Origin of the sequence: Pseudomonas sp. IT-196MI5 (assembly GCF_949767415.1) — a bacterium.
In the GTDB taxonomy this organism is placed as follows: Bacteria; Pseudomonadota; Gammaproteobacteria; order Pseudomonadales; family Pseudomonadaceae; genus Aquipseudomonas.
Window position 1 is genome coordinate 107,212 of record NZ_CATKPZ010000008.1, and the last position, 25,644, is coordinate 132,855.

The 25,644-nt window shown below is 56.8% G+C and carries 21 protein-coding genes, 1 tRNA gene and 3 pseudogenes; 10 read left to right on the forward strand and 15 right to left on the reverse strand.

The annotated features are described in order from the left end of the window. The first annotated feature begins 74 nt into the window (after nt 1–74). From ACM6IK_RS05945 to ACM6IK_RS05955, 3 genes are read left to right on the forward strand one after another with little or no spacing between them, the layout of a single operon-like run. Nucleotides 75–2,111 (forward strand): FAD-dependent oxidoreductase, encoded by a 2,037-nt coding sequence (locus ACM6IK_RS05945; protein ID WP_414873560.1) that lies wholly within the window; start codon nt 75–77, stop codon nt 2,109–2,111. Nucleotides 2,112–2,171: 60 nt separating this feature from the next. Further along, on the forward strand, nt 2,172–3,296 hold the full coding sequence (locus ACM6IK_RS05950) for an S-(hydroxymethyl)glutathione dehydrogenase/class III alcohol dehydrogenase (RefSeq protein ID WP_414873561.1): 1,125 nt from the start codon (nt 2,172–2,174) through the stop codon (nt 3,294–3,296). A gap of 43 nt (nt 3,297–3,339) precedes the next feature. Further along, complete coding sequence (locus tag ACM6IK_RS05955; protein ID WP_336072563.1) at nt 3,340–3,723, forward strand: VOC family protein; 384 nt, start codon at nt 3,340–3,342, stop codon at nt 3,721–3,723. Nucleotides 3,724–4,132: 409 nt separating this feature from the next. On the opposite strand, the gene ACM6IK_RS05960 is transcribed toward ACM6IK_RS05955, so the two are convergent. Both ACM6IK_RS05960 and ACM6IK_RS05965 read right to left on the reverse strand, forming a co-directional pair. Next, nucleotides 4,133–4,921 carry a pyrroline-5-carboxylate reductase family protein gene (locus ACM6IK_RS05960; RefSeq protein WP_414873562.1) on the reverse strand — a complete coding sequence of 263 codons (789 nt, stop codon included), beginning with the start codon at nt 4,919–4,921 and terminating at the stop codon, nt 4,133–4,135. Then, on the reverse strand, nt 4,911–5,615 hold the full coding sequence (locus ACM6IK_RS05965; protein WP_414873563.1) for a TetR/AcrR family transcriptional regulator: 705 nt from the start codon (nt 5,613–5,615) through the stop codon (nt 4,911–4,913). Before ACM6IK_RS05965 ends, ACM6IK_RS05960 begins: the two co-directional genes overlap by 11 nt. 481 nt (nt 5,616–6,096) lie before the next feature. On the opposite strand from ACM6IK_RS05965, the pseudogene ACM6IK_RS05970 reads away from it, so the two are divergent. From ACM6IK_RS05970 to ACM6IK_RS05995, 6 genes and pseudogenes are all read left to right on the forward strand, one after another. Continuing rightward, a pseudogene (locus ACM6IK_RS05970) lies at nt 6,097–7,198 on the forward strand (ATP-binding cassette domain-containing protein). Between the two features lie 29 nt (nt 7,199–7,227). Then, nucleotides 7,228–8,166, forward strand: coding sequence for a LysR substrate-binding domain-containing protein (locus ACM6IK_RS05975; protein WP_414873564.1), 939 nt, complete (start codon nt 7,228–7,230; stop codon nt 8,164–8,166). Nucleotides 8,167–8,307: 141 nt separating this feature from the next. Next, complete coding sequence (locus tag ACM6IK_RS05980; RefSeq protein WP_414873565.1) at nt 8,308–9,564, forward strand: aromatic ring-hydroxylating oxygenase subunit alpha; 1,257 nt, start codon at nt 8,308–8,310, stop codon at nt 9,562–9,564. A gap of 9 nt (nt 9,565–9,573) precedes the next feature. After that, nucleotides 9,574–10,710: an FAD-binding oxidoreductase gene (locus tag ACM6IK_RS05985; protein WP_414873566.1), complete on the forward strand. Its 1,137-nt coding sequence runs from the start codon at nt 9,574–9,576 to the stop codon at nt 10,708–10,710. An 84-nt stretch (nt 10,711–10,794) separates the two neighbouring features. Next, nucleotides 10,795–11,706, forward strand: a complete 912-nt coding sequence (locus ACM6IK_RS05990; RefSeq protein WP_414873567.1) for a LysR substrate-binding domain-containing protein — start codon at nt 10,795–10,797, stop codon at nt 11,704–11,706. 29 nt (nt 11,707–11,735) lie between these two features. After that, nucleotides 11,736–11,834: pseudogene (locus ACM6IK_RS05995) on the forward strand (transposase domain-containing protein); the annotation flags it as partial. A 32-nt stretch (nt 11,835–11,866) separates the two neighbouring features. Here the strand turns inward: ACM6IK_RS05995 and ACM6IK_RS06000 are convergent. The 4 genes and pseudogenes from ACM6IK_RS06000 to ACM6IK_RS06015 all read right to left on the reverse strand — a co-directional run. Beyond that, a pseudogene (locus ACM6IK_RS06000) lies at nt 11,867–11,997 on the reverse strand (GntR family transcriptional regulator); the annotation flags it as partial. 90 nt (nt 11,998–12,087) lie between these two features. Then, a complete protein-coding gene (locus ACM6IK_RS06005) occupies nt 12,088–13,317 on the reverse strand; it encodes an NAD(P)/FAD-dependent oxidoreductase (protein ID WP_414873568.1) in 1,230 nt (409 codons plus the stop codon). Between the two features lie 115 nt (nt 13,318–13,432). Beyond that, nucleotides 13,433–14,326: a dihydrodipicolinate synthase family protein gene (locus tag ACM6IK_RS06010; RefSeq protein ID WP_414873569.1), complete on the reverse strand. Its 894-nt coding sequence runs from the start codon at nt 14,324–14,326 to the stop codon at nt 13,433–13,435. A 438-nt stretch (nt 14,327–14,764) separates the two neighbouring features. After that, nucleotides 14,765–15,754: a LysR family transcriptional regulator gene (locus ACM6IK_RS06015; protein WP_414873570.1), complete on the reverse strand. Its 990-nt coding sequence runs from the start codon at nt 15,752–15,754 to the stop codon at nt 14,765–14,767. A 555-nt stretch (nt 15,755–16,309) separates the two neighbouring features. Between ACM6IK_RS06015 and dddP the strand changes: the two genes are divergently transcribed. Continuing rightward, nucleotides 16,310–17,656, forward strand: coding sequence for a dimethylsulfonioproprionate lyase DddP (gene dddP, locus ACM6IK_RS06020; protein ID WP_414873571.1), 1,347 nt, complete (start codon nt 16,310–16,312; stop codon nt 17,654–17,656). A 250-nt stretch (nt 17,657–17,906) separates the two neighbouring features. Here dddP and ACM6IK_RS06025 read toward each other — a convergent pair. The 9 genes from ACM6IK_RS06025 to thrS form a co-directional block, all read right to left on the reverse strand. After that, nucleotides 17,907–17,983, reverse strand: a tRNA-Pro gene (locus tag ACM6IK_RS06025). An 88-nt stretch (nt 17,984–18,071) separates the two neighbouring features. Next, complete coding sequence (locus tag ACM6IK_RS06030) at nt 18,072–18,428, reverse strand: MerR family transcriptional regulator (RefSeq protein ID WP_003179985.1); 357 nt, start codon at nt 18,426–18,428, stop codon at nt 18,072–18,074. Then, nucleotides 18,409–18,711: an integration host factor subunit alpha gene (gene ihfA, locus ACM6IK_RS06035; RefSeq protein WP_002553164.1), complete on the reverse strand. Its 303-nt coding sequence runs from the start codon at nt 18,709–18,711 to the stop codon at nt 18,409–18,411. Before ihfA ends, ACM6IK_RS06030 begins: the two co-directional genes overlap by 20 nt. A 3-nt stretch (nt 18,712–18,714) precedes the next feature. Further along, a complete protein-coding gene (gene pheT / locus ACM6IK_RS06040; RefSeq protein ID WP_414873572.1) occupies nt 18,715–21,093 on the reverse strand; it encodes a phenylalanine--tRNA ligase subunit beta in 2,379 nt (792 codons plus the stop codon). A 26-nt stretch (nt 21,094–21,119) separates the two neighbouring features. Continuing rightward, nucleotides 21,120–22,136, reverse strand: a complete 1,017-nt coding sequence (pheS, locus tag ACM6IK_RS06045) for a phenylalanine--tRNA ligase subunit alpha (RefSeq protein WP_007975711.1) — start codon at nt 22,134–22,136, stop codon at nt 21,120–21,122. Between the two features lie 109 nt (nt 22,137–22,245). After that, nucleotides 22,246–22,602 (reverse strand): 50S ribosomal protein L20, encoded by a 357-nt coding sequence (gene rplT, locus ACM6IK_RS06050; RefSeq protein ID WP_007905879.1) that lies wholly within the window; start codon nt 22,600–22,602, stop codon nt 22,246–22,248. A 28-nt stretch (nt 22,603–22,630) separates the two neighbouring features. After that, entirely contained in the window at nt 22,631–22,825 is a 195-nt protein-coding gene (rpmI, locus tag ACM6IK_RS06055) for a 50S ribosomal protein L35 (protein WP_002553160.1), read from the reverse strand. Nucleotides 22,826–22,885: 60 nt separating this feature from the next. Continuing rightward, nucleotides 22,886–23,437 carry a translation initiation factor IF-3 gene (infC, locus tag ACM6IK_RS06060; RefSeq protein ID WP_172668659.1) on the reverse strand — a complete coding sequence of 184 codons (552 nt, stop codon included), beginning with the start codon at nt 23,435–23,437 and terminating at the stop codon, nt 22,886–22,888. Then, a complete protein-coding gene (gene thrS, locus ACM6IK_RS06065) occupies nt 23,437–25,359 on the reverse strand; it encodes a threonine--tRNA ligase (protein ID WP_414873573.1) in 1,923 nt (640 codons plus the stop codon). Before thrS ends, infC begins: the two co-directional genes overlap by 1 nt. Nucleotides 25,360–25,644 lie beyond the last annotated feature (285 nt).

The window sequence follows — 25,644 nt, forward strand, 5'->3', positions numbered from 1 at the left end:
ATTGACACACATGAACATTCGACATACCGTTATGTCAAACCAAGCCTGATGTTCTGTTCCCGGAGCGCAACACCATGTCCAGCGATCCCCTGCTGCAGCCCTATAAGATCAAGCACCTGACTCTCAAAAACCGGATCATGACCACCTCCCATGAGCCCGCCTATCCTGTCGACGGCATGCCAAAGGATCTGTACCGCGCTTATCACGTTGAGCGCGCGAAGGCCGGTGTGGCGCTGACCATGACCGCAGGCTCCGCCGCTGTATCCCGCGACAGCCCGCCGGTGTTCAACAACGTGCTGGCGTATAAGGATGAGGTGGTCAAATGGATGAAGGATCTGACCGACGAATGCCACGAACACGGCGCGGCGGTGATGATTCAGTTGACCCACTTGGGAAGGCGCACGCGCTGGGACAAGGCTGACTGGCTCCCGGTCGTATCGCCTTCTCATCGCCGTGAAGCGTCCCACCGGGCCTTTCCGAAAAAGATGGAAGACTGGGACATCGATCGAATCATCAAGGACTACGTGGATGCCGCCGAACGCATGAAGGCGGCGGGCCTCGATGGTCTGGAGTTGCAGGCTTACGGTCACCTCATGGATCAGTTCTGGTCGCCATTGACCAACGACCTCGACGGCCCGTACGGCGGCTCGCTGGAAAACCGACTGCGCTTCACCTTTGACGTCCTGCGCGGTATCCGCCAACGCTGCGGCGAAGACTTCCTGCTCGGGGTGCGCTACACCGGCGATGAAGACCTGCCCGGTGGCTTCGGTGCGAAGGACGGCATGCAGATTTCTCACATGCTCAAGGACAGCGGACTGGTCGACTTCCTCAACGTCGTACGCGGGCACATTGATACCGATGCCGGCCTGACCGATGTGATTCCGATCCAGGGCATGCGCAACTCTCCGCACCTGGATTTTGCCGGCGAGATCCGCTCGGCCACCGGCTTCCCTACTTTCCATGCAGCCAAGATCCCGGACGTCGCCACGGCTCGACACGCCATTGCCTCCGGCAAGGTAGACATGATCGGCATGACCCGGGCGCACATGACCGATCCGCACATCGTGCGCAAGATCATCGAAAAGCGCGAAGAAGACATTCGCCCCTGCGTAGGGGCCAACTATTGCCTGGACCGCATCTATCAAGGCGGTGCCGCGTATTGCATCCACAACGCCGCAACCGGGCGTGAAACCACCATGCCCCACGAAATTCCCAAGGCGCCGGCCAAGCGCAAGGTGGTGGTGATCGGGACCGGCCCCGCGGGTCTGGAGGCGGCGCGGGTCGCCGGTGAACGTGGCCACGACGTCACGGTGTTCGAAGTCGCCGACCAGCCCGGCGGGCAGATCCGATTGACTGCGCTCAGCGAACGGCGCCGCGAGATGATCAGCATCATCGACTGGCGCATGGCGCAATGCGAACGCCTGGGTGTGAAGTTCCACTTCAATACGTGGGCCGAGGCCGAGACGGTGCTGGCTGAAGAACCGGATGTGGTGATCGTTGCCACGGGTGGCTTGCCGCACACCGAAGTGCTCAAACAGGGTAACGATTTGGTGGTGTCGACCTGGGACATCATTTCCGGCGACGTCAAGCCCGGCCAGAACGTGCTGATCTTTGACGACGCGGGCGACCATGCGGCGCTACAAGCAGCGGAGGTCATCGCCAACAGCGGTGCAAAACTGGAGATCGTCACGCCTGACCGGTCGTTTTCGCCGGAGGTGATGGCGATGAACCTGGTGCCTTACATGCGCAGCCTGCAGGACCTGGACGTCACCTTTACCGTCACGTATCGGGTCGATTCCGTAGAGAAGCGCGACGGGCAGTTGGTTGCCAACTTCGGCAGCGATTATGGCCAGGTGCATAAACAGCGAGTGGTCGATCAAGTCGTGATCAACCACGGCACCCTTCCCCTGGACGATTTGTACTTCGATCTGCGACCCCATTCGAGCAATGACGGCGCAGTCGAGCAGCACAATCTGATCGCTGGCAAAACCCAGAACATCGTGACCAACCCTGAAGGCCGCTTCCAGCTGTTCCGGATCGGCGATGCGGTCTCGGCGCGCAATACCCACGCCGCCATCTACGATGCGCTGCGGCTGTTGAAAGACATCTGAGGTCATGCCCCTGACTTCAAACATCAGGGGCAATTTTCATACATTGCACGAGGCTCTCCCATGTCAGCACAGACCTTGAAATCCAGGGCTGCTGTCGCGTTCGCCCCCAATGAACCGCTGCAGCTGGTCACCATCGATGTCGCCCCGCCCAAAGCTGGCGAAGTACGGGTTCGCATCGTCGCCACTGGCGTCTGCCACACCGACGCCTTCACCCTTTCGGGAAGCGATCCCGAAGGCATTTTTCCCACTGTGCTGGGGCACGAAGGCGGTGGTGTGGTCGAAGCCATCGGCGAAGGCGTGACTTCGCTGCAAGTCGGCGACCATGTGATTCCGCTCTATACCGCGGAATGTCGGCAGTGCAAATTCTGCCTCTCCGGCAAGACCAACCTCTGCCAGGCCGTCAGGGCGACCCAGGGCAAGGGCCTGATGCCCGACGGCACCTCGCGTTTTTCCTACGAAGGCAAGCCACTGTTCCACTACATGGGTTGCTCGACTTTTTCCGAGTACACCGTGCTGCCGGAAATTTCCCTGGCGAAGATTCCAAAGGAGGCTCCGCTGGATCAGGTTTGCCTGCTCGGCTGTGGGGTGACCACGGGCATTGGCGCGGTACTCAACACCGCCAAGGTAGAGGCTGGCGCTAGCGTCGCGATTTTTGGGCTGGGCGGTATCGGTCTCGCCGCGATCATCGGCGCAAAAATGGCCAACGCCGGTCGCATCATCGCCATCGATATCAATCCAGCCAAACGCGATGTTGCCTTGTCATTGGGCGCGACGGACTTCATCAATCCCAAGGACGATGACCGGCCCATCCAGGACGTCATCGTCGAACTCACCGACGGTGGCGTCGATTACTCCTTCGAGTGCGTCGGCAATGTGCAACTGATGCGCGCGGCATTGGAGTGCTGTCACAAGGGTTGGGGCGAGTCGATCATCATCGGTGTTGCCGGCGCCGGCCAGGAAATCAGCACCCGCCCCTTCCAGCTGGTCACCGGTCGCGTGTGGCGCGGCAGTGCCTTCGGCGGCGTAAAAGGCCGCACCGAGCTACCCAGTTATGTGGAGAAGGCCCGCCGTGGGGAAATCCCGCTGGAAACCTTCATCACCCACAACATGCCCCTGGAAGAAATCAACGAGGCATTCGAGTTGATGCACACCGGGCAAAGCATTCGCACCGTCATTCATTTCTGAAGTTCGCTCGAAAATCCGGTTACCCCATAGAAAGGAAATCAAGATGTCTGTTTTTACCCATGTCACCGTCGGCACCAACAACCTGGCAAAAGCACGCGCGTTTTATGACGCCACCTTGAAAGAGATTGGCCTCAAGCGTGTTGCCGATCTCAACGATGCCGGTTCCATCTGGGGTGTCGATAAGCCTTCGTTTTTTGTACTCAACCCGGCCAATGGCAGTCCGGCGACCATCGGCAACGGTGTCACGGTGAGCTTCGAGGCACCGAACCGCGCAGCGGTTCTGGCGTTCCATACTGCCGCGTTGGCAAACGGTGGCGTATGCGAAGGCCTGCCTGGGCCGCGTGGTTGGGCGGACAATGCCTACGCTGCTTATGCTCGGGATCTGGATGGGAACAAGCTGGCGGTGTATTGCTTCAAGGCTGAATAGGGCGTGGTGTTGGGTTAAGGAGAGCGGCGCTTTTCGTTTCTGGAGGAGTGCCGTTTTTTTGGTTTTTTATCTGGGGATGGGGGTGAATATCCGTTGCTGCGGTAACGGCTGCTTAGGGTTGCGCTCTTACAGCGGCTCACTTTTGAGAAGCGCAAAAGTAAGCAAAACGCTCATGCCCCACCACTCGGTGCCTCGCCTAGGCTCGGCATGCCTGGTTTGAAGTGAACGCGCTTCTCCTGTGGGAGCGGGCTTGCTCGCGAAAGCGGTATCACAGTCGATGAAGATGCTGAATGTGCTGGCCTCATCGCGAGCAGGCTCGCTCCCACAGGGGTTCTGTGTTGGATATGAATTTGGGGTCTGCTGAAGATTCAGTGTGGGAGCGAGCTTGCTCGCGATGGCGGTGGTTCAGTTATCCCGCTTGAAGCCCTTTGCGAGCAACGGCGGCACCTGCCTGCAACGCCCTTCCAATCTGCTCTTCGAAATGCCCCTGGCTCATCGTCTGCAAGGCAGCGGCTGTTACACCACGGTAGGCCACCAAGGCGTCGATCATCTGCTGGGCGTCACGGCTCGCCAGTAGTTGGCTGCTGTTGACCACGACATTTTGCGCGGCAAGCTGCGCGATGTCTCTCGGTATGCCGGCCAGCATCGCCTGATTGGCCAGCGCCGTCATCAACAAGGCCGGAAAGGCCGGGCCGGTGCCTGAGAGTGCAGAGAGGTAATCGATGAAGTCCTCTTCCTGGACCTCGGCAGCAGTGCCCACACATTCAAACAATCGCTGCACGAGGCTTTTCGTTGTCGCCGCTACCCCGTGCGAACAATACCAGGGCGTAAAGGACTGCTCGATGTCCACCGCCGCATTGGGCATCGCCCGTACGACCGCCGAAGCCAAGGTCTGTGCAGCAATCGACTGCACCGTGACCCCGGCCATCAAGGAGATCACCGTTTTGCCCGTCGCATTGATGTTCAGGCCGGCGAAATGCTCGGGGCGAACCGCGATGATGACTACGTCGCTGCGATCCACCAGGTCCTGGTTATCTGTGACCAGGCAAGCGCCTTGTTGCGCCAATGGGTGGTTTCCTGAACGATTGGAAATAACCAGGCTTCCCGCCGCTCCCAGTCCCTTCGCCAAGACCGCCTTGGCGATCGCGCCGCCCAACCAGCCGGTTCCGCCAATGATGCCCACGGTCTCATTGATCATCGGCGTTGCCTTCGAAGGTGTCCGTTAGGGGAACAAAGACCCCGGGTTCTTTTTCGGCATAGCCGAACTTCCCATAGAAACGATCCAACTCACGCGACTTGGGGACTTTGCCAGTGAAGATGCTCACGTAATGAGGAATGCGTTGGAAGCGCACAGTGATCAACTCAGTCGTGTTCATGGTGATGTAGCCGATCTGGGTCAAATAAATCGTTCTGGCTCGCGCATCAGCGCCCTGGCTGTCATAGCCGAAGCGCTTGAACATGCTCGCCAGGGCATTCATGCGCTGCTCGTCTACGGTAGCGACTTCCTGAGCCACTTCAGCTGACTGAAGCGCCCAGCTGCGCACTGCGAACTCGAATTGCGAGTCGAACAGTTGCGGGTTGAGCCAGCACTCGAACACATTCAGGATCGCCTCGGAGATGCTTTCCGCATAGCTTTCACTTTGCCGGATCAAGCCCCCCGTATTGGTCTCCCGCCAGCGAGAAAGCAAGGCGGCGAGCAACTGTTCACGGTCCTCAAAAAACCAGTAGAAGCTGGTGCGTGACAAGCCCAGCCGCTTGGCCAGCGGCATGACCCGAACGGCATCGATGCCCGACTCCTTCAAGGCTTCGTAGGCCGCTTCCAGCCAGCCCTCCGGCGAGCCCCGCCAGCCAGCGTCCTGAGCCTTGCCACGTGCCTTCCCTACCTGGGGCATCTTGCTTACCTTCTTCAAAAATGCGTAACGCGAATGTACTCGGACGACTACCAAATGTACACCTAAGTACATTTGATTGACTTTCTCGCCCCTGAAAGGGTGAGTCATTGATGACAAAAACTCATGAAGTGCTGACATAAAATGGTTTGTCAGCCAAAAGCACCTGGATAACTATCTTCCACAGGCAACGGACTCCAAACCAAAACAACAACGAGCCGCCATTATGAATCTTGCAGTGCACGCTTCTGAAACCCTCTCGACACCCGGCCAAAGAATGCCGGGGCGACTGGCGCTGTCACACGCTTCTTCTGTTACTCATCCCCTGCCCAACCTTCGATAACTGCTCACGCGACGCCTCGCGCAGTCGCTTTGTGTTGCCTGCAAACCTGGTACGCAAAGCTGCGCCCGGGCGGTTGCTGGCAAGCGGTTTCTATCCATCAGCCGGATCAGTGATATGTGGATTACACAAGAGACGCTTCCACTGAGCATCATCCGTTTTGAAAACGTCGACGTCATCTTCGCTGCCCGTCCGAAGCCTGCCCTGGATTTGCTCGACCAAGGCTTTTCGCGTCCGGAGATTCTTCAGAAAACCGGTTTGATCGTCGGCGTGGAGAAAGCCAACCTGGAGATCAACAAAGGTGAGATCTGCGTGCTCATGGGGCTGTCCGGTTCCGGCAAATCCAGCCTGCTGCGTTGCATCAACGGGCTGAACACCGTCAGCCGTGGCAAGCTGTTCGTCGAACACGAAGGCCGGCAGATCGACATCGCGTCCTGCACCCCTGCCGAACTGAAGATGATGCGCACCCAGCGCATCGCCATGGTGTTCCAGAAGTTCGCCCTGATGCCCTGGCTGACGGTGCGCGAGAACATCAGCTTTGGCCTGGAAATGCAGGGCCGCGCCTTGGCAATGGACGCCGATATCCTGCTGATGGATGAGCCCTTCTGCGCCCTTGACCCGCTGATTCGCCAAGGCCTGCAAGATGAATTGCTCGATCTGCAGCGCAAGCTGCACAAGACCATCGTCTTCGTCAGCCATGACCTGGACGAAGCCCTGAAGCTGGGCACGTGCATCGCCATCATGAAAGACGGCAAGATCATCCAGTACAGCAAGCCCGAAGAGATCGTACTGAACCCGGCCGACGATTACGTGCGTAACATTCGTCGCCCACACCAATCCGTTGAATGTGCTGTGCGCGAAAAGCTTGATGACTCCGCTGGACCGGTGCGTTTTCGCCCGCGACGAATATTGCCTGGATACGGTTCAAAACCTGTGGATGGTGGTGAATCCGCCGCGTCATTTGACCAGCGTTCGAAAAGGCGCCACGCCCGCGCACGTCCAATCATGGAATCCGACCGAACGAATCGAAACCTTGGCGCGGCAACCGACTTGCGTGCCACCAACGACCACCATGCGCGACGCCCTGCAGATTCGCTACGAAACGGGCCATCCGCTGATCGTGCAGGACGAGGCCGGTACCGTCCTGGGCATATTGGGCGACGGCGAACTGTACCGGGCACTGCTGGGCCACAACCTGTCGTATCCTGTGCTTTCTGAACCCGCAAGAGAACCTTCGGTGGCTTGAGCCACCAGGCACGGCGTTGGAACACACCTATGCAACCCAGCGATATCGATAAAAAGGTCAAGGGCTATCGGCGGCTGATACCGTCGATGACGGCTCTACTGGAATTCGAAGCCGTGGCGCGGCTGGCCAGTTTCACCCTGGCCGCCCAAGAGCTGGGCGTGACGCAGGCCGCCGTCAGCAAACAAATCCGGTTGTTGGAAGATACCCTGGGGACCAAGCTGTTCCATCGGCTTCATCGGGCAATCAAGCTGACTCACGAAGGCTATGTCCTGCATCTGGTCGTCGCAGAGTCCATTCATCGCATGGCCAGTGTCTTCGACAAAATTGCCGAGGGCATTGGTGAGCAGGAGGTCACCATCGCCTGCACGGAGGCGTTTTCTCACTTGAGAATACTCCCCAGATTGATTGCACTGCGCACCCTGCAACCGAAGTTGAAATTGCGCTTGATGACGCAGCAGACCTTGCCAGGTTCATATCGGGATGACGTCGACCTGGCCATCCGTTTCGGCAATGGAAAATGGGAGGATGGAAGTTCGGTTTTCCTGTTCGATGAAGAAGTGTTTCCCGTTTGTTCGCCGGCCTGGCTTGCCGCCAACCCGGCCCCTTCGTCCATTAGCGATTTTTTGGACACGGCGCTGATTGACTCGGATTCCACCCTGGAAGGCTGGATGACCTGGAACCGTTGGTGCCGGGAACTCGGCGATATGCGCCCCAAGCTCAATTACTCATTTCGCTGCACTTCCTATAACGATGCGATCCAGGCGGCCATTCAAGGCCACGGCATTGCACTGGGATGGAGTCGGCTGATCGCGCACCGGCTCAACAGTGGTGAACTGATCAGAATTACGCCCTATGTGGTCAAGCCAAAAGACGCCTATTACCTGGTTATTCCGAGCGGTCGAAAACTTGAGCCCATTACCCAGGCACTGGTCGACTGGCTGCGCGATGACATTTATCTAAGCCATTGATTATCAATAAGTTAAACACCACATTTACGCATAACGCAAAGTTATGCGAACGTGAAAATAAAGCGCGTTGACGGTCTCATTCCACCTTTCCAAACTGTACTCGCCGCCTGATCAACTTTGAGTTTTGAGCGAGACCCCATAATGACAATTAATGCCGTGAAGACCCATCGTGAACTTCTGACCGACCGCACGCCCGGCCATGGCATGCCTGGCGGTTTGTTTGGTCGCCAGGATATTTTTGAAACCGACGTCGATATCTTTTTCACCAAGCATTGGATTCTGGTGGGTGTCACCAGCGACGTCCCCGAACCCGGTGATGTCTCCACCCTCGATATCGGCAAATCCTCCATCCTCCTGGTGCGCGACGATGACGAACAGGTGCAGGCGTTTCGCAATGTCTGCCGGCACCGCGGGGCTCGCTTGAAACAGGCCGGCAAGTCGACGGTGGGCATGCTGGTCTGCCCCTACCACCAGTGGACCTACGACCTGGACGGCAGCCTGAAACATGCGGCACACATGGGCCAGGACTTCGACCCTGAATGCAAAAGCCTGATCCCCGTGCATACTCGCGTTGTCGGCACCCATGTCTTCGTCTGCCTGGGCGACGAACCACCAGAAGACATCCTGTACCTTGACCAGGTCATGACACCGCGTTTCGCCCAATATGACCTCGCCCATTCAAAGATCGCCTACGAATCGGAAATCATCGAGAACGGCAATTGGAAACTGGTGATCGAGAATAACCGCGAGTGTTATCACTGCGCCGCCACCCATCCTGAATTGACCGCGTCTTTCCTGCCCGAAGATTTCGGTTTCTGCACCGATGGGCTGGGTGAGGATTCACTTCAGGCACTGGCGGAGTATCACCGCCGCAATGCCGACACCAAGGCCAACTGGGAGCACGAAGGCTATATCTGCGATGCGGTCGAACACCTGGGCGAAGACGCCGTGACCCAATTCCGCTCGCAGCGACTGGCCATTGCCGGCAACGGCGAATCCCAGACCCTGGACACCCGCGTGGCCTGCACCCGGCTGTTTGGCGACCTCACCCGCCGCGACTTGGGCGACGTGCATCTTTGGACGCACAACTCGTGGACCCATGTCATGAGCGACCACGCCGTGGTCTCCCATATCATCCCGCTGGCGCCCGATAAGACCCTGGTGCGCACCAAATGGCTGGTCCATGCCGATGCCATCGAAGGCGTCGACTACCAGGTGGATAAGCTGACCGAAGTCTGGGTCGCGACCAACCTGCAGGACGCCAGCCTCGTCGGCATCACCCACAGCGGCACCCAGGATCCTGCCTACACGCCCGGGCCGTTCTCGGCCTTTACCGAAACCTATGTCGACCAGTTCTCTCGCTGGTACGCAGCGCGTCTGGCCGCCCATGGCGTGTGAGGAATGAACATGACGACTTACGAAAACCTGACGCGCCCTGCAACCGCCAGCGCGGTTCAACGCTTTACCGACCCGACCACCTGGGGCACGTTCGGCTCGCAGTGGCACAGCGGTGAGCAGAAAACCCTGCAATGCTGCGCTGTGCGCCAGGAAACCCATGACGTCAGGACCTTCATTTTTCGCTGCGCGGACTTCAGCGCCCTGAGCTTCGAGCCCGGTCAATTCATCACGATCTCGCCGGTCATTGGCGGGCAGACCATCGCCCGCTGCTACACCCTGTCGTCCTCCCCGACCCGGCCCTTCGCGTTTTCCATTACCGTCAAGCGCGTGCCGGGGGGCGCGGTGTCGAACTGGCTGCATGACAACCTCAAGCCAGGCGATAGCCTGAAAGCTTCCGGTCCAGCGGGCAGCTTTACACCGGTTGGCCATCCTGCGAACAAGTTGTTGTACCTGTCGGCCGGCTCCGGCGTGACGCCCTTGATGTCGATGACCCGGGCCGCCTGCGACATGGCCGGCAACCTCGACATCGTTTTCGTGCACAGCGCCCGTACGCCCACCGACATCATCTTCCATGCGGAATTGACGCGCATGCAGGCCGCCATGCCGGGGCTGCGGGTCATCAGTGTTTGCGAAGGGCTCGGCGACACCGCTCAATGGCAACAACCGATAGGCCGGCTCGACTTGTCGTTGTTAAGCCAGCAAGTGCCGGACTACAAGGAGCGGGAAATCTTTACCTGCGGTCCCCAGGGCTACATGGAAGCGGTCAAGTCGCTGCTCAGGGAAGCGGCATTCGATTTCGCCCACTACCATCAGGAAAGCTTCGACATTGCCGCTCTGAATGAGGAACCGTTGATCGAGCAGGCCGTTTCGCTCGACCAGCAAGCCGTGTTCACGGTGACCCTGTCGCGCTCAGGCCAGACGTTCAACATGCCGGGCAATCAGACCGTGCTGGCCGCCGCAAAGAAAGCCGGTGCGATCGTACCCTCCTCCTGCAGCCAGGGCGTTTGCGGCACCTGCAAGACCACGCTGCTGCAGGGTACGGTGGACATGAACCACAACGGCGGCATCAGGCAACGGGAAATCGACAAAGGCCTGCGTTTGCTGTGCTGCAGCAGGCCCACTTCCGACCTGGTCCTTGATCTATAGCCTTGCCTCACTGAATAGGTAGTCACTGCATACGGGCTTCTGCACAATCTCCGTGCGCTTAAAACTTATAAGACAGTGAGCCTGATGAAACTGCAGCCCTTGCCGCCACTCAACAGCCTGGTGGCGTTCGAAGCCGCCGCCCGTCACTTGAACTTCACCGTGGCGGCACGCGAACTGAATGTCACCCAAGGCGCCATCAGCCGCCAGATTCGCTTGCTCGAAGACTATCTGGGCACGGCGCTGTTCACCCGCACAACCCGCGAAATCAACCTCACCGTCACCGGCAGCCAATATTACGAAAGCGTGCGCGATACGTTGCAGCAAATCGCCCATGCCACGGCGGGAATACGCCACTGGCAAGGCGCGCAGCAAGTCACCGTGGTCACCAGCACGGCGATGGCGTCGTTGTGGCTGCTGCCGCTTGTGTCGCAATTCCAACGCCAGCATGAAGAGATTGACCTGCGCATCATCGCGACGGATCAAGTCAGCGACTTCTCCCGGCTGGACTGCGACCTGGCGCTTTATTACTGCAGCACACCGCCGAAAAACATGAAAGTCACGCCGTTGTTCAACGAAGAGATTTTCCCGGTATGCAGCCCCGCCTATCTGGCGCAACACCCAGGGATCGAGACGCTGGAACAGTTGGGGGGATGCACCTGGTTGTGGCTGGAAGACCAGCACCGGGACTGGATTGGCTGGAAAGAATGGTTCCAGCGCCTTGGCTACCCAGCGCCAGAACCTCGGCGGCGCATCAATATCAACAGCTATTCCATGTTGATCCAGTCGGCGCTGGCTGGCCAGGGGATCGCCCTGGCCTGGTCGGGCCTGCTCAGCAATCACTTGCAAACCGGCAACCTCCTGCGGCCGACGCAAGCCATCCTGCGTACCGACGCACAGTTCTGCCTGCTGGAACCCCAAGGCCGGGCCCCAAACAGGCAAAGCGTCAACCGCTTCCGCCAGTGGCTGATGGCGCACCTGGCGACAGTTGACGTTTGAGTGACGGTCATCGGCTAAGGAGGCGGATCGACAGACCTGCTTATCTCAAAGATGTGCTGACGCGGCTGCCGACGCAGCGAGCGAGTGAGATCGACCAACTGCTGCCGCATCAGTGGGTACCGGCCTAACTTACGCAAGGTGAGTTGGGCAGACGCTTACCCCGCACAGGCGTTCGTGATAGTCCGTATTGCTTACCAAGAGTCGCCTCGTCCAGCAGTTGATCAGGATCTACTTCCAGAGTCGGATTTGCCGCTTCAAGTCTTGGTAGAGCACACTCTTTTTGGTTGTCACAAGACACCCTCGGCGCCTTTGGCCATGGTGTTTTTACGATATCTGCCACTGAGCAATCTTCTGAGTGACAACAGAAGCCTGGCCCAGGCTTTACTCACGCCCGGCGCGCCATTCGCGCAGTTTCAAGTCAGCTTTCGCACCGATGCTTAAAAATGGCTGAGGCGGCAGGTTTTTCGGAGAGTCGTAGTTGGAGAAAATCTCAACCAACTCAGACTTCATACCCAAAGCGGCTTCAGCGGCAGCGGTACCAGCAGCAGTCGACTTCGAGGCTCCCAGTCCGTTGCAAGCGCAAGCGGCAAACAGGCCTGGTTCAATCTCTCCGAAAATCGGCACGCTATTCCAGGTCAACGCCATCGGGCCGCCCCACCGGTACTGCATTTTCAGTCCTGCGAGGTTGGGGAACCGATCCGCGAACTTACCGTCATGCACCCGGCCCGCGCTTTGTACGTGCCCCTCGTTGATCTCCAGTCCTGCGTGGTAGGAATAACGCGAGCGGATCAAAATGCGGTCGCCTTCGACGCCACTTACGCGACGGACAGTTGTTCCCATAGGTAATGCTGGAGTTGCCGCCCAATCGCGTTTACCGCTGAGGCGCTGTGGATCAAAGGGCTCGCTCATGGACGCATAAGTGAAGACGTGCAGCATCTGCCCGCGAAAGAGGCCGAAGCTCTGCGCATGCCCATTGTTGGCCAGGATGATGCGCTTCGCCGTTACCAAGCCCTTGGCGGTCTTCAGTAACCAATTATCAGACTGCTTTTCGAAGGACTGAACCGGGGAGTTCTCATACAGCGTCACTGGGCTTCGCAGGCTATCTGCAACTGCTCGAATGTAGGCTGCAGGTTGCACCATCACCGTGCCAGGCATGTATAGCCCGGTGGTGTAAATACGGCTGCCCGTCACTTCATAAATGCTTTTTGCATCAAGGATCTCGTGGGACTCTCCTAGTCCTTGAAGCTGGCGGGCGTAGCTGACGATATGAGCATCACCCTTTTGGCTAATCGCTACGCTATAGCGACCACAAGGATCGATGATTTCTCTCCCCCAGCCGTTCTCTTCCGCCATGTCCGTAGCCAAGCTAATCGCGGTGCGATAGAGCTTGATATCCCGCCGAGCACGCTCTGTTGATGTGTCACCAAAATCTTCCGAGCTGACTTCATGGGGCAAATCAATAATGAACCCTGAGTTACGCCCCGTTGCACCTTCGCCGACAACGCCCGCTTCCAGGACGGCAACTCGCAAAGTCGGATCGAGCTGAGACAGCCGTCGTGCTGCAGACAGACCCGCAAAGCCAGCGCCAATGATTGCAACATCAGCAGTCACGGCTCCTTGAAGCGATGGAGTCGGTGCTCGTGGAGAAAGCATTTCAACCCAAGCTGAACGACTGCTGTTTTTTGGGAATCTAGTGGCTACGTACATGACTTCTACTCCCAAGTCGTCAGGCGAGTTTGGACTCAAGAGCGATCAGTGGTTCGAGGGCAGCTTTGAGCGCACCGATCTTATCTGCGGCCAAACGCGCCAATGGTCGACGAGGATTGCCAGCGCCGTACCCAGTGATTTCAGCACCGGCGTAAACGGACTGAACGTAGTCACCCTGCCAGATCAACGACATGACTGGCTCAATCGAATCCCAAATCTCCCGAGCACTGACCCAGTCCTGCTCACGAGCGGCATTCACCATTGCAACGCAAGAACGGGGAGCCATGTTCGCCCCACCCCAAATCAGGCCCGCAGCACCGGCAAAAAGGGCGTAGGGCACAAGGGGGTCGGCACCATTCATAGTTGGCAGGCCGGTACGGATCAGAGAAGCCTGCGCAGCAAGATCGCCGCTGCTGTCTTTGACCGATACAAAATTTGGAATTTCACTCAATTTACGGAACAAAGACGGCGTGACTTCAACACCGACAGCCTGAGGCACGTTGTAGCCGATGATTGGCAGCCCAGCTTCAGAGACAGTGGAATAGAAATCGATGATTCCCTGGTCATCGGTTGGGCCTTCAAAAAACGGCGGCAACACCATGACGCCATCCGCTCCGCACTCAGTTGCATGACGCGTACGTTCCACTACTTCGTCCGCAAGCAAGGCAGAAGTTTGCACGATTACTCGCGCACGGCCCTTGATGACTTTGGAACCAAAAGCTACGAGCTGCCTGGACTCTTCTTTGCTCAGGTATACGTGCATGCCCGTGCCGGAGCTCAGGACAAACCCATGCACGCCAGCGGAAATGTAGCGTTCAAGCAAACTTTCAAAACGCGGGTAATCAATCTTGCCCTGCGCATCAAATGGAGTGGTGATTGCCAGATTGATGCCGGAAAAAGCGAATGCGGACATTGATTCAAACCTCATCTTGTTCTTTGCTGGAAAAATTCAGCCAGATACTTCTCAGCTGGGGGTAGTGATTCGAGAGCATGAAGCGAGTCATCGCAGCCACCGAAACAAAATCGTTTTTATAAAGCGCTGCTGACTCCATTGGTCGCATTGAACAGGGCGCGACCATCGACAGCATTACTAAATTAAGTGCAAGCATCTACCTGATGCTTGTTTAGCGCTTGATTAACGGTAGATTCAACTTCGTTATTCCAAAGTGATAAACGGTACCAACAGGTACAAAAATCATGCTTTTGGAATAAGAGCTAGATAACTAGAAAAATGATGTTCATCCAGTCGCCATGAAATATGCACTTCGTATTCAGATTTCATGGTGAAAGAATAATGACAAGCGGGAGCGGGAGACAGCGACATTTACAATGAGCAATTGATGAGCTGACCTCACCGATCCAAGTCATCGGGATCCTGCAGCAGTCCGTTATCGAATTGCTCCTCAAGCCAGTCGCGTAGCTTGCAGCAGCTAGGATCACGGGCTTTGTCTTCGTTGAAATTCAGGTAATGAAGCGTTTCTCTATGAACCAGCTTTTCTTTGACTGGTCGCACCAAGAGCCCTTTTTCGACCAAGGGGGCTACCAAGTAATGCCATCCTAACGCAACCCCTTGGTGAGCCAGGGCGAGCTGAATGAGAACGTTGTAGTCGTTAGCATTAAAGAAATGCGGAGCTTGACTGGATCGGGCCTTGAGATCGATATCGTGATGAGCAAACCAAACACTCCAATCTACATGTTCAGCCACCTGTGAACGACCAAAGGGGCTGAGGTTCAGCAGTGCACCATCTCGAATATCCTGGATGGATTGCAGTTCTGGATGCTGCTCCAGGTACTGAGGTGTGCAGACCGGATAAATGACGTCACACACAAGTGGCTGACTGCGGTAACCGTCGTGGCTTTTCATCATTTTGCAAATGATGAAATCTGGATGGACACCCGTCTCCATAGATAGAAAGTTTTGGGTGACGACGAGGTTCAGGTCTATCTCTGGATATGATTCGAGGAAAGAAGGTAGTCGAGGGCCAAGCCAAAAATTGGTGAACGCGGGCGAGCAGCACAGAGTTACCACATGCTTGGAGGTGGTATTACTGCGCATTCGCTCCGCCGCTTGAGCAATGCTGGTAAATGAGAGTTGAACCACGTCGTAAAAATTGGAACCAGCATCCGTGAGCTTGACTGCTCTGCCCGCACGGTCGAAAAGCTCCGTCCCGAGATGATCTTCCAGCTCACGTATTTGGCGGCTAATCGCCCCCTGAGTGACGCAGAGAGCTTCGGCAGCGCGCGTGAAGTTCTGATACCTGGCTGCCGCCACGAAGGCTTTGACCGCACGTAGAGACGGCATCTTGATCAACGCTTGATCAGGTTCATTTTGCTTAATCATTACGGGAGATCATCACTAGCCCATTAAAAAAATCGATTCTATTGACCATTGGCCTCGCCCTAGACTGATTGCAAGCACCAGCGACCCGCATGGAGAGGCTGTGCAACGGCAGGTTATCCGAATTGGTTAGGGCGCAACAGCCCATGCGAGCTGATGACATGTCTGCAATCAGTTCTCCCAGAACGCTACAGTCAGTGCAAAAAGCCCCTACTAAGGAGTGCATAAAAAAATGCATCAGCACACCACCGTATTAGACCTGATCAAACAACGTAAAGCGCAACACGGAGCCTAGGTAACGCAAGCTAGCAATCAGTCACGCGCTTGCAATGGACTTATTAGCCCTATCGAAAATCGCTCGACTCATATTAACTATCACACCAGCGAGAAGCGCTGCTTCGCCGAAGCTCTTATTTAACCATAATTAGTGTGAATTACTTGGTTTACCAACCGCAGTTACTCACATAGAAATCATGCATAACAGTCCAACAACCATAGGTTTTGAGCGAGTACTGGATTTAGCTAGTTCGCTTGTAAATTAAAGAGGACGCATCAACCGTGAGCACTTCTCCTTTTTCAACTCCCACTGATACCCGTCGTATTGACCCCGCCCGACGCCGAGCCATTTCTCTGAAAGCGGACGGTTCTCCTGATGATAATGACCGGGTGGAGATAGGCCCTACCCCATTGGCTTTTGCTGAATGGGAGAGACTGGGATTACAGCCACCTCATTTACCCTCCATGCGAGAGTATCGCGTTAAACGCATAGTAAAGGAGTTGGTGGCGCGTGATCTTGGGGGAATTCTGTTGTTCGATCCATTGAACATTCGGTACGCCACTGATACCACCAATATGCAGCTTTGGACTGCCCACAATCCGGCGCGAGCATGCTTCATCTCCGCCAATGGGCATGTTGTACTGTGGGATTTCCATGGCTGTGAACATCTTTCCGCTCACTTGCCTTTGGTAAACGAACTTCGGAGTGGCGCCTCTTTTTTCTACTTTGAAACGGGTGACCGAACTGAAGAGCACGCCCGGCACTTTATAGGACAAATCGACGAACTACTTCGCAAGCACTCTGGTTCCAACCGGCGTCTCGCAGTTGATCGTGTGGAGGTGGCCGGTCTACGTGCCCTGGACGCACTAGGTATAGAGGTCTGCAGCGGCCAAGAGGTAACTGAATTTGCACGAATGATTAAAGGCCCGGACGAAATAAAGGCAATACGATGTGCTGTCGCGTCCTGCGAAGCTGCCGTGGCAGAGATGCACCAGGCGCTACGTGCCGGCGCTACGGAAAATGATATTTGGTCTGTACTTCACGCCGGCAACATCCGTAGGGGCGGAGAATGGATCGAGACACGAATTCTTAGCTCCGGCCCACGAACCAATCCATGGTTCTCGGAATCTGGCCCTAGAGTGCTAAGCGATGGTGACCTGCTCTCGTTTGACACAGATTTGATCGGTACCTACGGCATGTGCGTCGACATGTCGCGCAGCTGGATCTGTGGCGGCGTTGAACCCACGGCCGAGCAGAAGCGCCTTTACCGTATCGCCCATGACCATATCAGTCACAATATCGAGCTGGTCAAACCCGGCGTCCGCTTCACTGAGTTGACACTGAAAGCTCATCGACTGCCGGAGCCATGCCGAGCTCAACGATACGGTGTGCTGTTCCACGGTGTAGGACTGTGCGATGAATACCCAAGCATTCGCTATCCGGAAGATCTGGATTCCTACGGTTACGAAGGCGAGTTGCAGGCGGGCATGGCCCTTTGTGTCGAAGCCTATGTGGGTGAGGTTGGTGGTCGAGATGGGATCAAATTGGAAAACCAGTTGCTCGTAACTGAGTCCGGCTACGAGTTGCTAACCAATTATCCATTCGACGAAAGCTTCCTGCGCGATTGAATCGATCAAACTACCATCACCTGTTACAAGATTTGACTGCCTAGCTGGGAGATTCGTGGAGGGATACTGAACCTGTTCAAGGCCCCCGCCCAAGCCCTTCCGCCAGTTCCCCGAAAACCCAGCGAAGCAACTGCGCCTCAAATAGCATCGCTACCGAGATCCATGATATTCGTGGGAGTAAATGTGGGAGTAATTTTCCATGCATGAAAAAGCCGAACTGGTAAAAGTTCGGCTAAGCCATTGAAAAATATGGTCGGGACGGAGTGATTCGAACACTCGACCCCTAGCACCCCATGCTAGTGCGCTACCGGACTGCGCTACGCCCCGACTAGGCGTGAAACCTGTTCCTCACCTCGAGGAACGCTCAAGAATATATCGCAAGCTTTTGAAAACTGGAAGTATTTAAAGCAGGAATTTATTTCTTGAGCACCACCAGAACATCTTCGAGCTCGGCGATCATCTGGCGGATCATTTGTTTGTATTGGGTGGTGTCGTCTTTGGCTTCATCACCGGACAAGCGCAGGCGCGCTCCGCCGATGGTGAACCCCTGATCATAAAGAAGCGCGCGGATCTGCCGGATCATCAGCACGTCCTGGCGCTGATAATACCGGCGGTTTCCGCGACGTTTGACAGGGTTGAGTTGAGGAAACTCCTGCTCCCAGTAGCGCAGCACGTGCGGTTTTACCGCACACAGCTCGCTGACTTCACCAATGGTGAAGTAGCGTTTGCCCGGGATGACGGGGAGCTCGTCGTTATGACTTGGTTCCAGCATAAGCCTCAACTCGGGCCTTCAACTTCTGCCCTGGACGAAAGGTGACCACACGGCGAGCCGTGATCGGGATTTCTTCCCCCGTTTTCGGATTGCGGCCAGGCCGCTGGCGTTTGTCCCGAAGGTCGAAATTGCCGAAACCGGACAATTTGACTTGTTCGTTGTCTTCAAGAGCGTGCCTGATTTCTTCAAAAAACAGTTCGACCAATTCCTTGGCCTCCCGTTTGTTCAGGCCCAGCTCTTCATACAGACGTTCCGCCATCTCAGCTTTCGTCAGAGCCCCCATACGTCACTTCCTTAACGTGGCGTTCAACCTTTTTTCGAGCGAGGTGAGGATGTTTTGCGTTGCGGTATTCACCTCATCGTCATTAAGAGTGCGCGATGGATGCTGCCAGGTCAAGCCGACTGCGAGGCTTTTTCTATCAGGATCAATGCCTTTACCCTGATACACGTCAAATAGCCTGAGGTCTGTCAGCCATTCGCCTGCATTTTCACGGATTACGTCCAGTACAGCCGTGGCTGCAACGTCTTTGTGTGCAATCAGCGCAAGGTCACGACGCACTTCAGGAAAGCGCGATAACTCGTGGAATTCAGGCATTTTGCCCAACGCCACTTCCGCCAGAACCAGCTCGAAGACGAAGACCGGACGGTCGAGACCGAGGGTTTTCGACAATTCAGGGTGGATCGCGCCAATGAAACCGACCAGACGACCGTCACGCTCGATGCGTGCGGTTTGACCCGGGTGCAGCGCCGGGTGCTTACCCGGCACGAAAGTGAATGCATCCAGGGCACCGGCGAAGCCCAGCACCGCTTCCACGTCAGCCTTGACGTCGAAGAAGTCGACGGTATCGCGACCCTGCGCCCAGCCTTCCGGCAGGCGACTACCGCAAACAACACCCGCCAACATCGGCTCTTGCTTCAGACCTTCGAGCTGACCAACGAATCGCAGGCCGCTTTCGAACAGACGCACGCGATCCTGCTGACGGTTCAGGTTGTGCTGAAGCGCCTTGACCAGACCTGGCCACAGCGACGAACGCATGGCAGCCATGTCATTGGAGATCGGATTGGCCAGCAGCAACGGCTCTACACCCGGATTAAACAGTTCGAACTGTTTCGGATCGATGAAGCTGTAGGTAATGGCTTCCTGATATCCACGGGCAACCAGCAGGCGGCGCAGTTCAGGCAAATCGCTACGGGCTTCTGCCTTGGCTTGCGGCGCCAGACGCGCTTGCGGATAACGAACCGGCAAACGGTTGTAGCCGTACAGGCGTGCCAGTTCTTCGATCAGGTCGACTTCCAGGCTGATGTCGAAGCGATGGCTTGGCACTTCTACACGCCACTGCCCTGCCCCGTCGGCAGTAATGGTCAGGCCCAAGGCGTTGAGCAGACGCTCCACCTCAGCCGAATCCATTTCCATACCCAGCATCTGGGTAATGCGCTGGGCACGCAGGGTGACCGGAGCAATTTTCGGCAGGTGCTGTTCGCTGACGGTCTCGATGATCGGACCCGCTTCACCACCGGTGATGTCCAGCAGCAAGCCGGTCGCGCGCTCCATGGCTTCGCGGGCCAGTTGCCAGTCCACGCCACGCTCATAGCGATGCGATGCATCGGTGTGCAGGCCATAGGAACGGGCCTTGCCTGCTACGGCGATCTGGTCGAAGAAGGCGCTTTCCAGGAACACATCACGGGTGGTTGCGGAAACACCGCTGTGCTCGCCACCCATGACGCCGGCAATCGCCAGTGCGCGGGAGTGGTCGGCAATCACCAGCGTATCGCTACGCAGGCTGACTTCCTGACCGTCGAGCAGTACCAGCTTCTCGCCCTCTTCGGCCATGCGCACACGGATGCCACCGTTGATTTCGGCGAGATCGAAGGCGTGCAGCGGCTGACCCAGTTCCAGCATCACGTAGTTGGTGATGTCGACGGCAGCATCGATGCTGCGCACATCTGCACGACGCAGGCGCTCGACCATCCACAGTGGCGTAGGCCTGGACAGGTCGACATTACGAATCACACGCCCCAGATAACGTGGGCACGCGGCCGGCGCCAGCACTTCTACCGAACGCACTTCGTCGTGCGCGGCAGGCACCGAAGCCACCACCGGACGGACCACCGGAGCAGCGTACAGCGCGCCGACTTCACGAGCCAGACCGGCCAGGGACAGGCAGTCACCACGGTTCGGGGTCAGATCGACCTCGATGCTGGCATCTTCCAGGTTCAGGTATTCACGAATGTCCTGACCGACCGGCGCATCGGCCGGCAGCTCCATCAGACCGTCATTACCTTCACCGACCTGCAACTCGGATTGCGAGCACAGCATGCCGTTGGACTCAACGCCACGCAGTTTGGCCTTCTTGATCTTGAAGTCGCCTGGCAGCTCGGCTCCGATCATGGCGAAAGGAATCTTCAGGCCCGGGCGCACGTTTGGCGCACCGCAAACGACCTGGAAGGTTTCCGAACCGTTGCTGACCTGGCACACGCGCAGCTTGTCGGCGTCCGGGTGCGGTTCAGTGCTCAGCACCTCCCCAACCACTACGCCACTGAAAACACCGGCGGCCGGCGTAACGCTATCGACCTCAAGACCGGCCATCGACAGACGAGCCACCAGCTCGTCGCGACTTACCTGCGGGCTAACCCAGCCACGCAGCCATTGTTCACTGAATTTCATCCTGCTCTCCTAAGAATTCGTTACGACTAGCGAAATTGCGCGAGGAACCGCAAGTCGTTGTCGAAGAACAGACGCAAGTCGTTCACGCCGTAACGCAGCATGGCCAGGCGCTCGACACCCATGCCGAAGGCAAAGCCCGAGAACTCTTCCGGGTCGATCCCGGACATGCGCAGCACGTTCGGGTGCACCATGCCGCAGCCCATCACTTCCAGCCAGCCGGTCTGCTTGCAGACGCGGCAGCCTTTACCGCTGCACATCACGCACTCCATGTCGACTTCGGCGGATGGCTCGGTGAACGGGAAGTAGGAAGGACGGAAACGCACCGCCAGTTCCTTTTCGAAGAACACCCGCAGGAACTCTTCGATGGTGCCTTTGAGGTCGGCGAAATTGATGTCGCGATCGATCAGCAGGCCTTCGACCTGATGGAACATCGGCGAATGGGTGATATCGGAGTCGCTGCGATATACACGGCCTGGGCAGACGATGCGGATCGGCGGTTGTTTCGACTCCATGGTGCGGACCTGTACCGGCGAGGTATGGGTGCGCAACAGCATGTTCGCATTGAAATAGAAGGTGTCATGCATCGACCGGGCCGGGTGGTGGCCTGGGATGTTGAGCGCTTCGAAGTTGTGATAGTCGTCTTCGACCTCAGGGCCTTCGGCGATGCCGTAGCCAATACGGGTGAAGAACTGTTCGACGCGTTCCAGAGTGCGGGTAACCGGATGCAGACCGCCGGAGGTCTGACCACGGCCAGGCAGGGTCACGTCAATGGACTCGGCAGAGAGTTTGGCAGCCAGATCGGCTTCTTCAAACAATGCCTTGCGCGCATTAAGGACCTCTGTGACACGTTCCTTGGCAACGTTGATCAGCGCACCGACCTGCGGACGCTCTTCTGCCGGCAAATTCCCCAGGGTCTTCATCACCTGAGTCAATTCACCCTTCTTGCCAAGGTAGTGAACCCGGATTTGCTCCAGGGCATTGATATCTTCAGCGCTTTGCACAGCCTCTAGTGCTTGAGAGACGAGCGCATCCAGGTTTTCCATGTACAGACTCCAGATACAAAATAGGGGAAGAGCTTGAAGGCTCTTCCCCTATTTATGACGTTTAACACCTGGCCCCGCAGATGCGAGGCCGGGTGACTGTCGGGGGTACTTAAGCCAAGGTGGCTTTAGCTTTCTCGACAATCGCAGCAAACGCCGCTTTTTCGTTCACTGCCAGATCAGCCAGAACCTTACGGTCGATCTCGATGGACGCTTTTTTCAGGCCGGCGATGAAACGGCTGTAGGACAGACCGTTGATACGAGCACCAGCGTTGATACGAGCGATCCACAGAGCGCGGAACTGACGTTTTTTCTGACGACGGTCACGGTAGGCGTACTGGCCTGCCTTGATTACCGCTTGCTTGGCAACACGGAATACGCGGGAGCGTGCGCCGTAGTAGCCTTTAGCAAGTTTCAGAATTTTTTTGTGACGCTTACGGGCAATGACGCCACGCTTTACACGAGCCATGAGTTACTTCCTCTATTCTTGACTAAAATTAACGAAGGCGCAGCATGCGCTCGACTTTTGCCACGTCAGACGGATGCAGCAAGCTGCTACCGCGCAGTTGACGCTTACGCTTGGTCGACATTTTGGTCAGGATGTGGCTCTTGAAAGCGTGCTTGTGCTTGATACCGTTAGCAGTTTTCAGAAACCGCTTAGCAGCACCACTTTTGGTCTTCATTTTTGGCATGTTCGGATACTCCGCATTCAGTTGATAAACATAATCAGAAGGCCTGCCGTGCCCTGTTGATTACTTCTTCTTTTTCGGGGCGATGACCATGATCAGCTGGCGTCCTTCCATCTTAGGATGCTGTTCGACCGAACCGTACTCGAGCAAGTCACCTTCAACTCGCTTGAGGAGTTCCATCCCCAGCTCCTGGTGGGCCATCTCACGGCCGCGGAATCGCAAGGATACCTTGGCCCTGTCCCCATCACTCAGGAAACGTACCAGGTTGCGCAGTTTTACCTGGTAATCCCCTTCCTCCGTCCCTGGACGAAACTTGATTTCTTTAACCTGAATCTGCTTCTGGTTTTTCTTGGCCGCAGCAACCTGTTTCTTCTTTTCGAAGATCGATTTGCCGTAGTCCATCAGTTTGCAAACAGGTGGTACTGCATCGGCGGAAATCTCCACCAGATCCAGCTTGGCCTCTTCAGCCTTAAGAAGCGCGTCTTCAATTGACACAATCCCAAGCTGTTCACCTTCAGCTCCAATTAACCGAACCTCGCGTGCCGAGATATTCTCGTTGATCGGGGCTTTCGGTGCAGCTCGTTTATCTTGTCTCATTTCACGCTTAATAATAATTACTCCGAATCTGGGCGACCACGCCGGGAAACCGCTTGCGCGAGAAACTCAGCGAACTGGGCGACGGGCATCGAGCCCAGGTCAGCACCTTCACGAGTACGCACAGCGACAGTCTGCATCTCGACTTCCCGATCTCCGATAACCAAGAGAAAAGGAACCTTGAGCAAAGTATGCTCGCGGATTTTAAAGCCGATCTTTTCATTTCTCAAGTCAGACTTGGCACGAAACCCGCTTTCGTTGAGAGTTTTTTCGACCTCGGCGGCAAAATCAGCCTGTTTATCAGTGATATTCATCACCACTGCCTGGGTCGGAGCCAGCCACGCGGGGAATGCGCCCTCGTAGTGCTCGATCAGGATTCCGACGAAACGTTCGAAGGACCCCAGGATCGCCCGGTGCAACATGACCGGGTGCTTGCGGCTGTTGTCTTCGGAGACGTATTCGGCTCCCAGACGGACAGGCAGGTTAAAATCGAGCTGCAGGGTACCACATTGCCAGACGCGACCGAGGCAATCTTTCAGCGAGAACTCGATCTTCGGACCGTAGAACGCACCCTCGCCCGGCTGCAGATCGTACGGCAGGCCCGCACTATCAAGGGCTGCGGCCAGCGCAGCTTCGGCGCGATCCCAAAGCTCGTCGGAACCGACGCGTTTTTCCGGACGAGTGGACAGCTTCATCTCGACATCAGTGAAGCCAAAGTCGGCGTAGACATCCATGGTCAGCTTGATGAACGCTGCGGATTCAGCCTGCATCTGTTCTTCGGTGCAGAAAATGTGCGCGTCGTCCTGGGTGAATCCACGCACGCGCATGATGCCGTGCAAGGCACCCGATGGCTCGTTACGGTGGCAGGCACCGAATTCGGCCAGGCGCATCGGCAACTCGCGGTAGCTTTTCAGGCCCTGGTTGAACACCTGCACGTGGCACGGGCAGTTCATCGGCTTGATCGCGTAGTCGCGGCTTTCCGACTGGGTGGTGAACATGTTGTCGGCGTAGTTGGCCCAATGCCCGGACTTTTCCCACAGGCTGCGGTCAACGACCTGGGGTGTCTTGATTTCCAGGTAACCGTTGTCGCGCTGCACCTTGCGCATGTACTGCTCGAGCACCTGGTACAAAGTCCAGCCATTGGGGTGCCAGAACACCATGCCCGGCGCTTCTTCCTGGGTGTGGAACAGGCCCAGGCGCTTGCCGATCTTGCGGTGGTCGCGCTTTTCGGCTTCTTCAATGCGCTGGATGTAGGCGGCCAGTTGCTTCTTGTCCGCCCATGCGGTGCCGTAGACGCGCTGCAATTGCTCGTTCTTGGCATCGCCGCGCCAGTAGGCACCGGACAACTTGGTCAGCTTGAAGGATTTCAGGAAGCGCGTGTTCGGCACGTGCGGACCGCGGCACATGTCGACGTATTCTTCGTGATAGTACAGGCCCATGGCCTGCTCGTTCGGCATGTCCTCGACCAGGCGCAACTTGTAGTCTTCGCCACGGGCCTTGAACACTTCGATCACTTCGGCGCGCGGAGTGACTTTCTTGATCACGTCGTAATCTTTCTCGATCAGCTGCTGCATGCGCTGTTCGATGGCGGCCAGGTCGTCCGGAGTGAAAGGACGCTCGAAAGCGATGTCGTAATAGAAACCTTCATCGATGACCGGACCGATGACCATTTTGGCGGTCGGGTACAACTGCTTGACCGCATGGCCAACCAGGTGGGCGCAAGAGTGGCGAATGATCTCCAGCCCCTCTTCATCCTTTGGCGTGATGATTTGCAGCGACACGTCGCTGTCGATGATGTCGCTGGCGTCGACCAGCTTGCCATTGACCTTGCCGGCCACGGTGGCCTTGGCCAGACCTGCACCGATGGATGCGGCGACCTCGGCTACGGAAACCGGGTGATCGAATGAACGTTGACTGCCGTCGGGAAGAGTAATAGTTGGCATGGCGCCTCCTCTCCTAGTGGTGACCCCTACCAAAGGTCACGTGGGTTGGGATGAGCCAGTACAAGATCCGGTCCAGGCCATTCAATGACGAACGCCTGCCTTACAGCGGCAGGAGCCTTGCGGCCAACCGGAAAACCGAACCAGAGTGACTGGGATTCAAATCAGGGTTAATCGCGCATCTGCCGCCGCCGGGACTGAAGGTCCGTCGGAGCCCGCAAACGCCCGAGCGAGGCATGCTAGCACAGATGAACGGTGGTAGCTGCGCAGAGGCTTTCCAACGCGGCA

Excerpts from the sequence above, each read along its gene's own strand:
- thrS (WP_414873573.1), bottom strand. The coding sequence starts at position 25,359 with ATGCCAACTATTACTCTTCCCGACGGCAGTCAACGTTCATTCGATCAC.
- ACM6IK_RS05945 (WP_414873560.1), top strand. The coding sequence starts at position 75 with ATGTCCAGCGATCCCCTGCTGCAGCCCTATAAGATCAAGCACCTGACT.
- ACM6IK_RS05990 (WP_414873567.1), top strand. The coding sequence starts at position 10,795 with ATGAAACTGCAGCCCTTGCCGCCACTCAACAGCCTGGTGGCGTTCGAA.
- ACM6IK_RS06010 (WP_414873569.1), bottom strand. The coding sequence starts at position 14,326 with ATGTCCGCATTCGCTTTTTCCGGCATCAATCTGGCAATCACCACTCCA.
- ACM6IK_RS06030 (WP_003179985.1), bottom strand. The coding sequence starts at position 18,428 with ATGCTGGAACCAAGTCATAACGACGAGCTCCCCGTCATCCCGGGCAAA.
- ACM6IK_RS05965 (WP_414873563.1), bottom strand. The coding sequence starts at position 5,615 with ATGCCCCAGGTAGGGAAGGCACGTGGCAAGGCTCAGGACGCTGGCTGG.
- ACM6IK_RS05955 (WP_336072563.1), top strand. The coding sequence starts at position 3,340 with ATGTCTGTTTTTACCCATGTCACCGTCGGCACCAACAACCTGGCAAAA.
- ACM6IK_RS05985 (WP_414873566.1), top strand. The coding sequence starts at position 9,574 with ATGACGACTTACGAAAACCTGACGCGCCCTGCAACCGCCAGCGCGGTT.
- pheT (WP_414873572.1), bottom strand. The coding sequence starts at position 21,093 with ATGAAATTCAGTGAACAATGGCTGCGTGGCTGGGTTAGCCCGCAGGTA.
- ACM6IK_RS05950 (WP_414873561.1), top strand. The coding sequence starts at position 2,172 with ATGTCAGCACAGACCTTGAAATCCAGGGCTGCTGTCGCGTTCGCCCCC.
- ACM6IK_RS05975 (WP_414873564.1), top strand. The coding sequence starts at position 7,228 with ATGCAACCCAGCGATATCGATAAAAAGGTCAAGGGCTATCGGCGGCTG.
- rpmI (WP_002553160.1), bottom strand. The coding sequence starts at position 22,825 with ATGCCAAAAATGAAGACCAAAAGTGGTGCTGCTAAGCGGTTTCTGAAA.
- ACM6IK_RS05960 (WP_414873562.1), bottom strand. The coding sequence starts at position 4,921 with ATGATCAATGAGACCGTGGGCATCATTGGCGGAACCGGCTGGTTGGGC.
- pheS (WP_007975711.1), bottom strand. The coding sequence starts at position 22,136 with ATGGAAAACCTGGATGCGCTCGTCTCTCAAGCACTAGAGGCTGTGCAA.
- ACM6IK_RS05980 (WP_414873565.1), top strand. The coding sequence starts at position 8,308 with ATGACAATTAATGCCGTGAAGACCCATCGTGAACTTCTGACCGACCGC.
- ACM6IK_RS06015 (WP_414873570.1), bottom strand. The coding sequence starts at position 15,754 with ATGATTAAGCAAAATGAACCTGATCAAGCGTTGATCAAGATGCCGTCT.
- rplT (WP_007905879.1), bottom strand. The coding sequence starts at position 22,602 with ATGGCTCGTGTAAAGCGTGGCGTCATTGCCCGTAAGCGTCACAAAAAA.
- ihfA (WP_002553164.1), bottom strand. The coding sequence starts at position 18,711 with ATGGGGGCTCTGACGAAAGCTGAGATGGCGGAACGTCTGTATGAAGAG.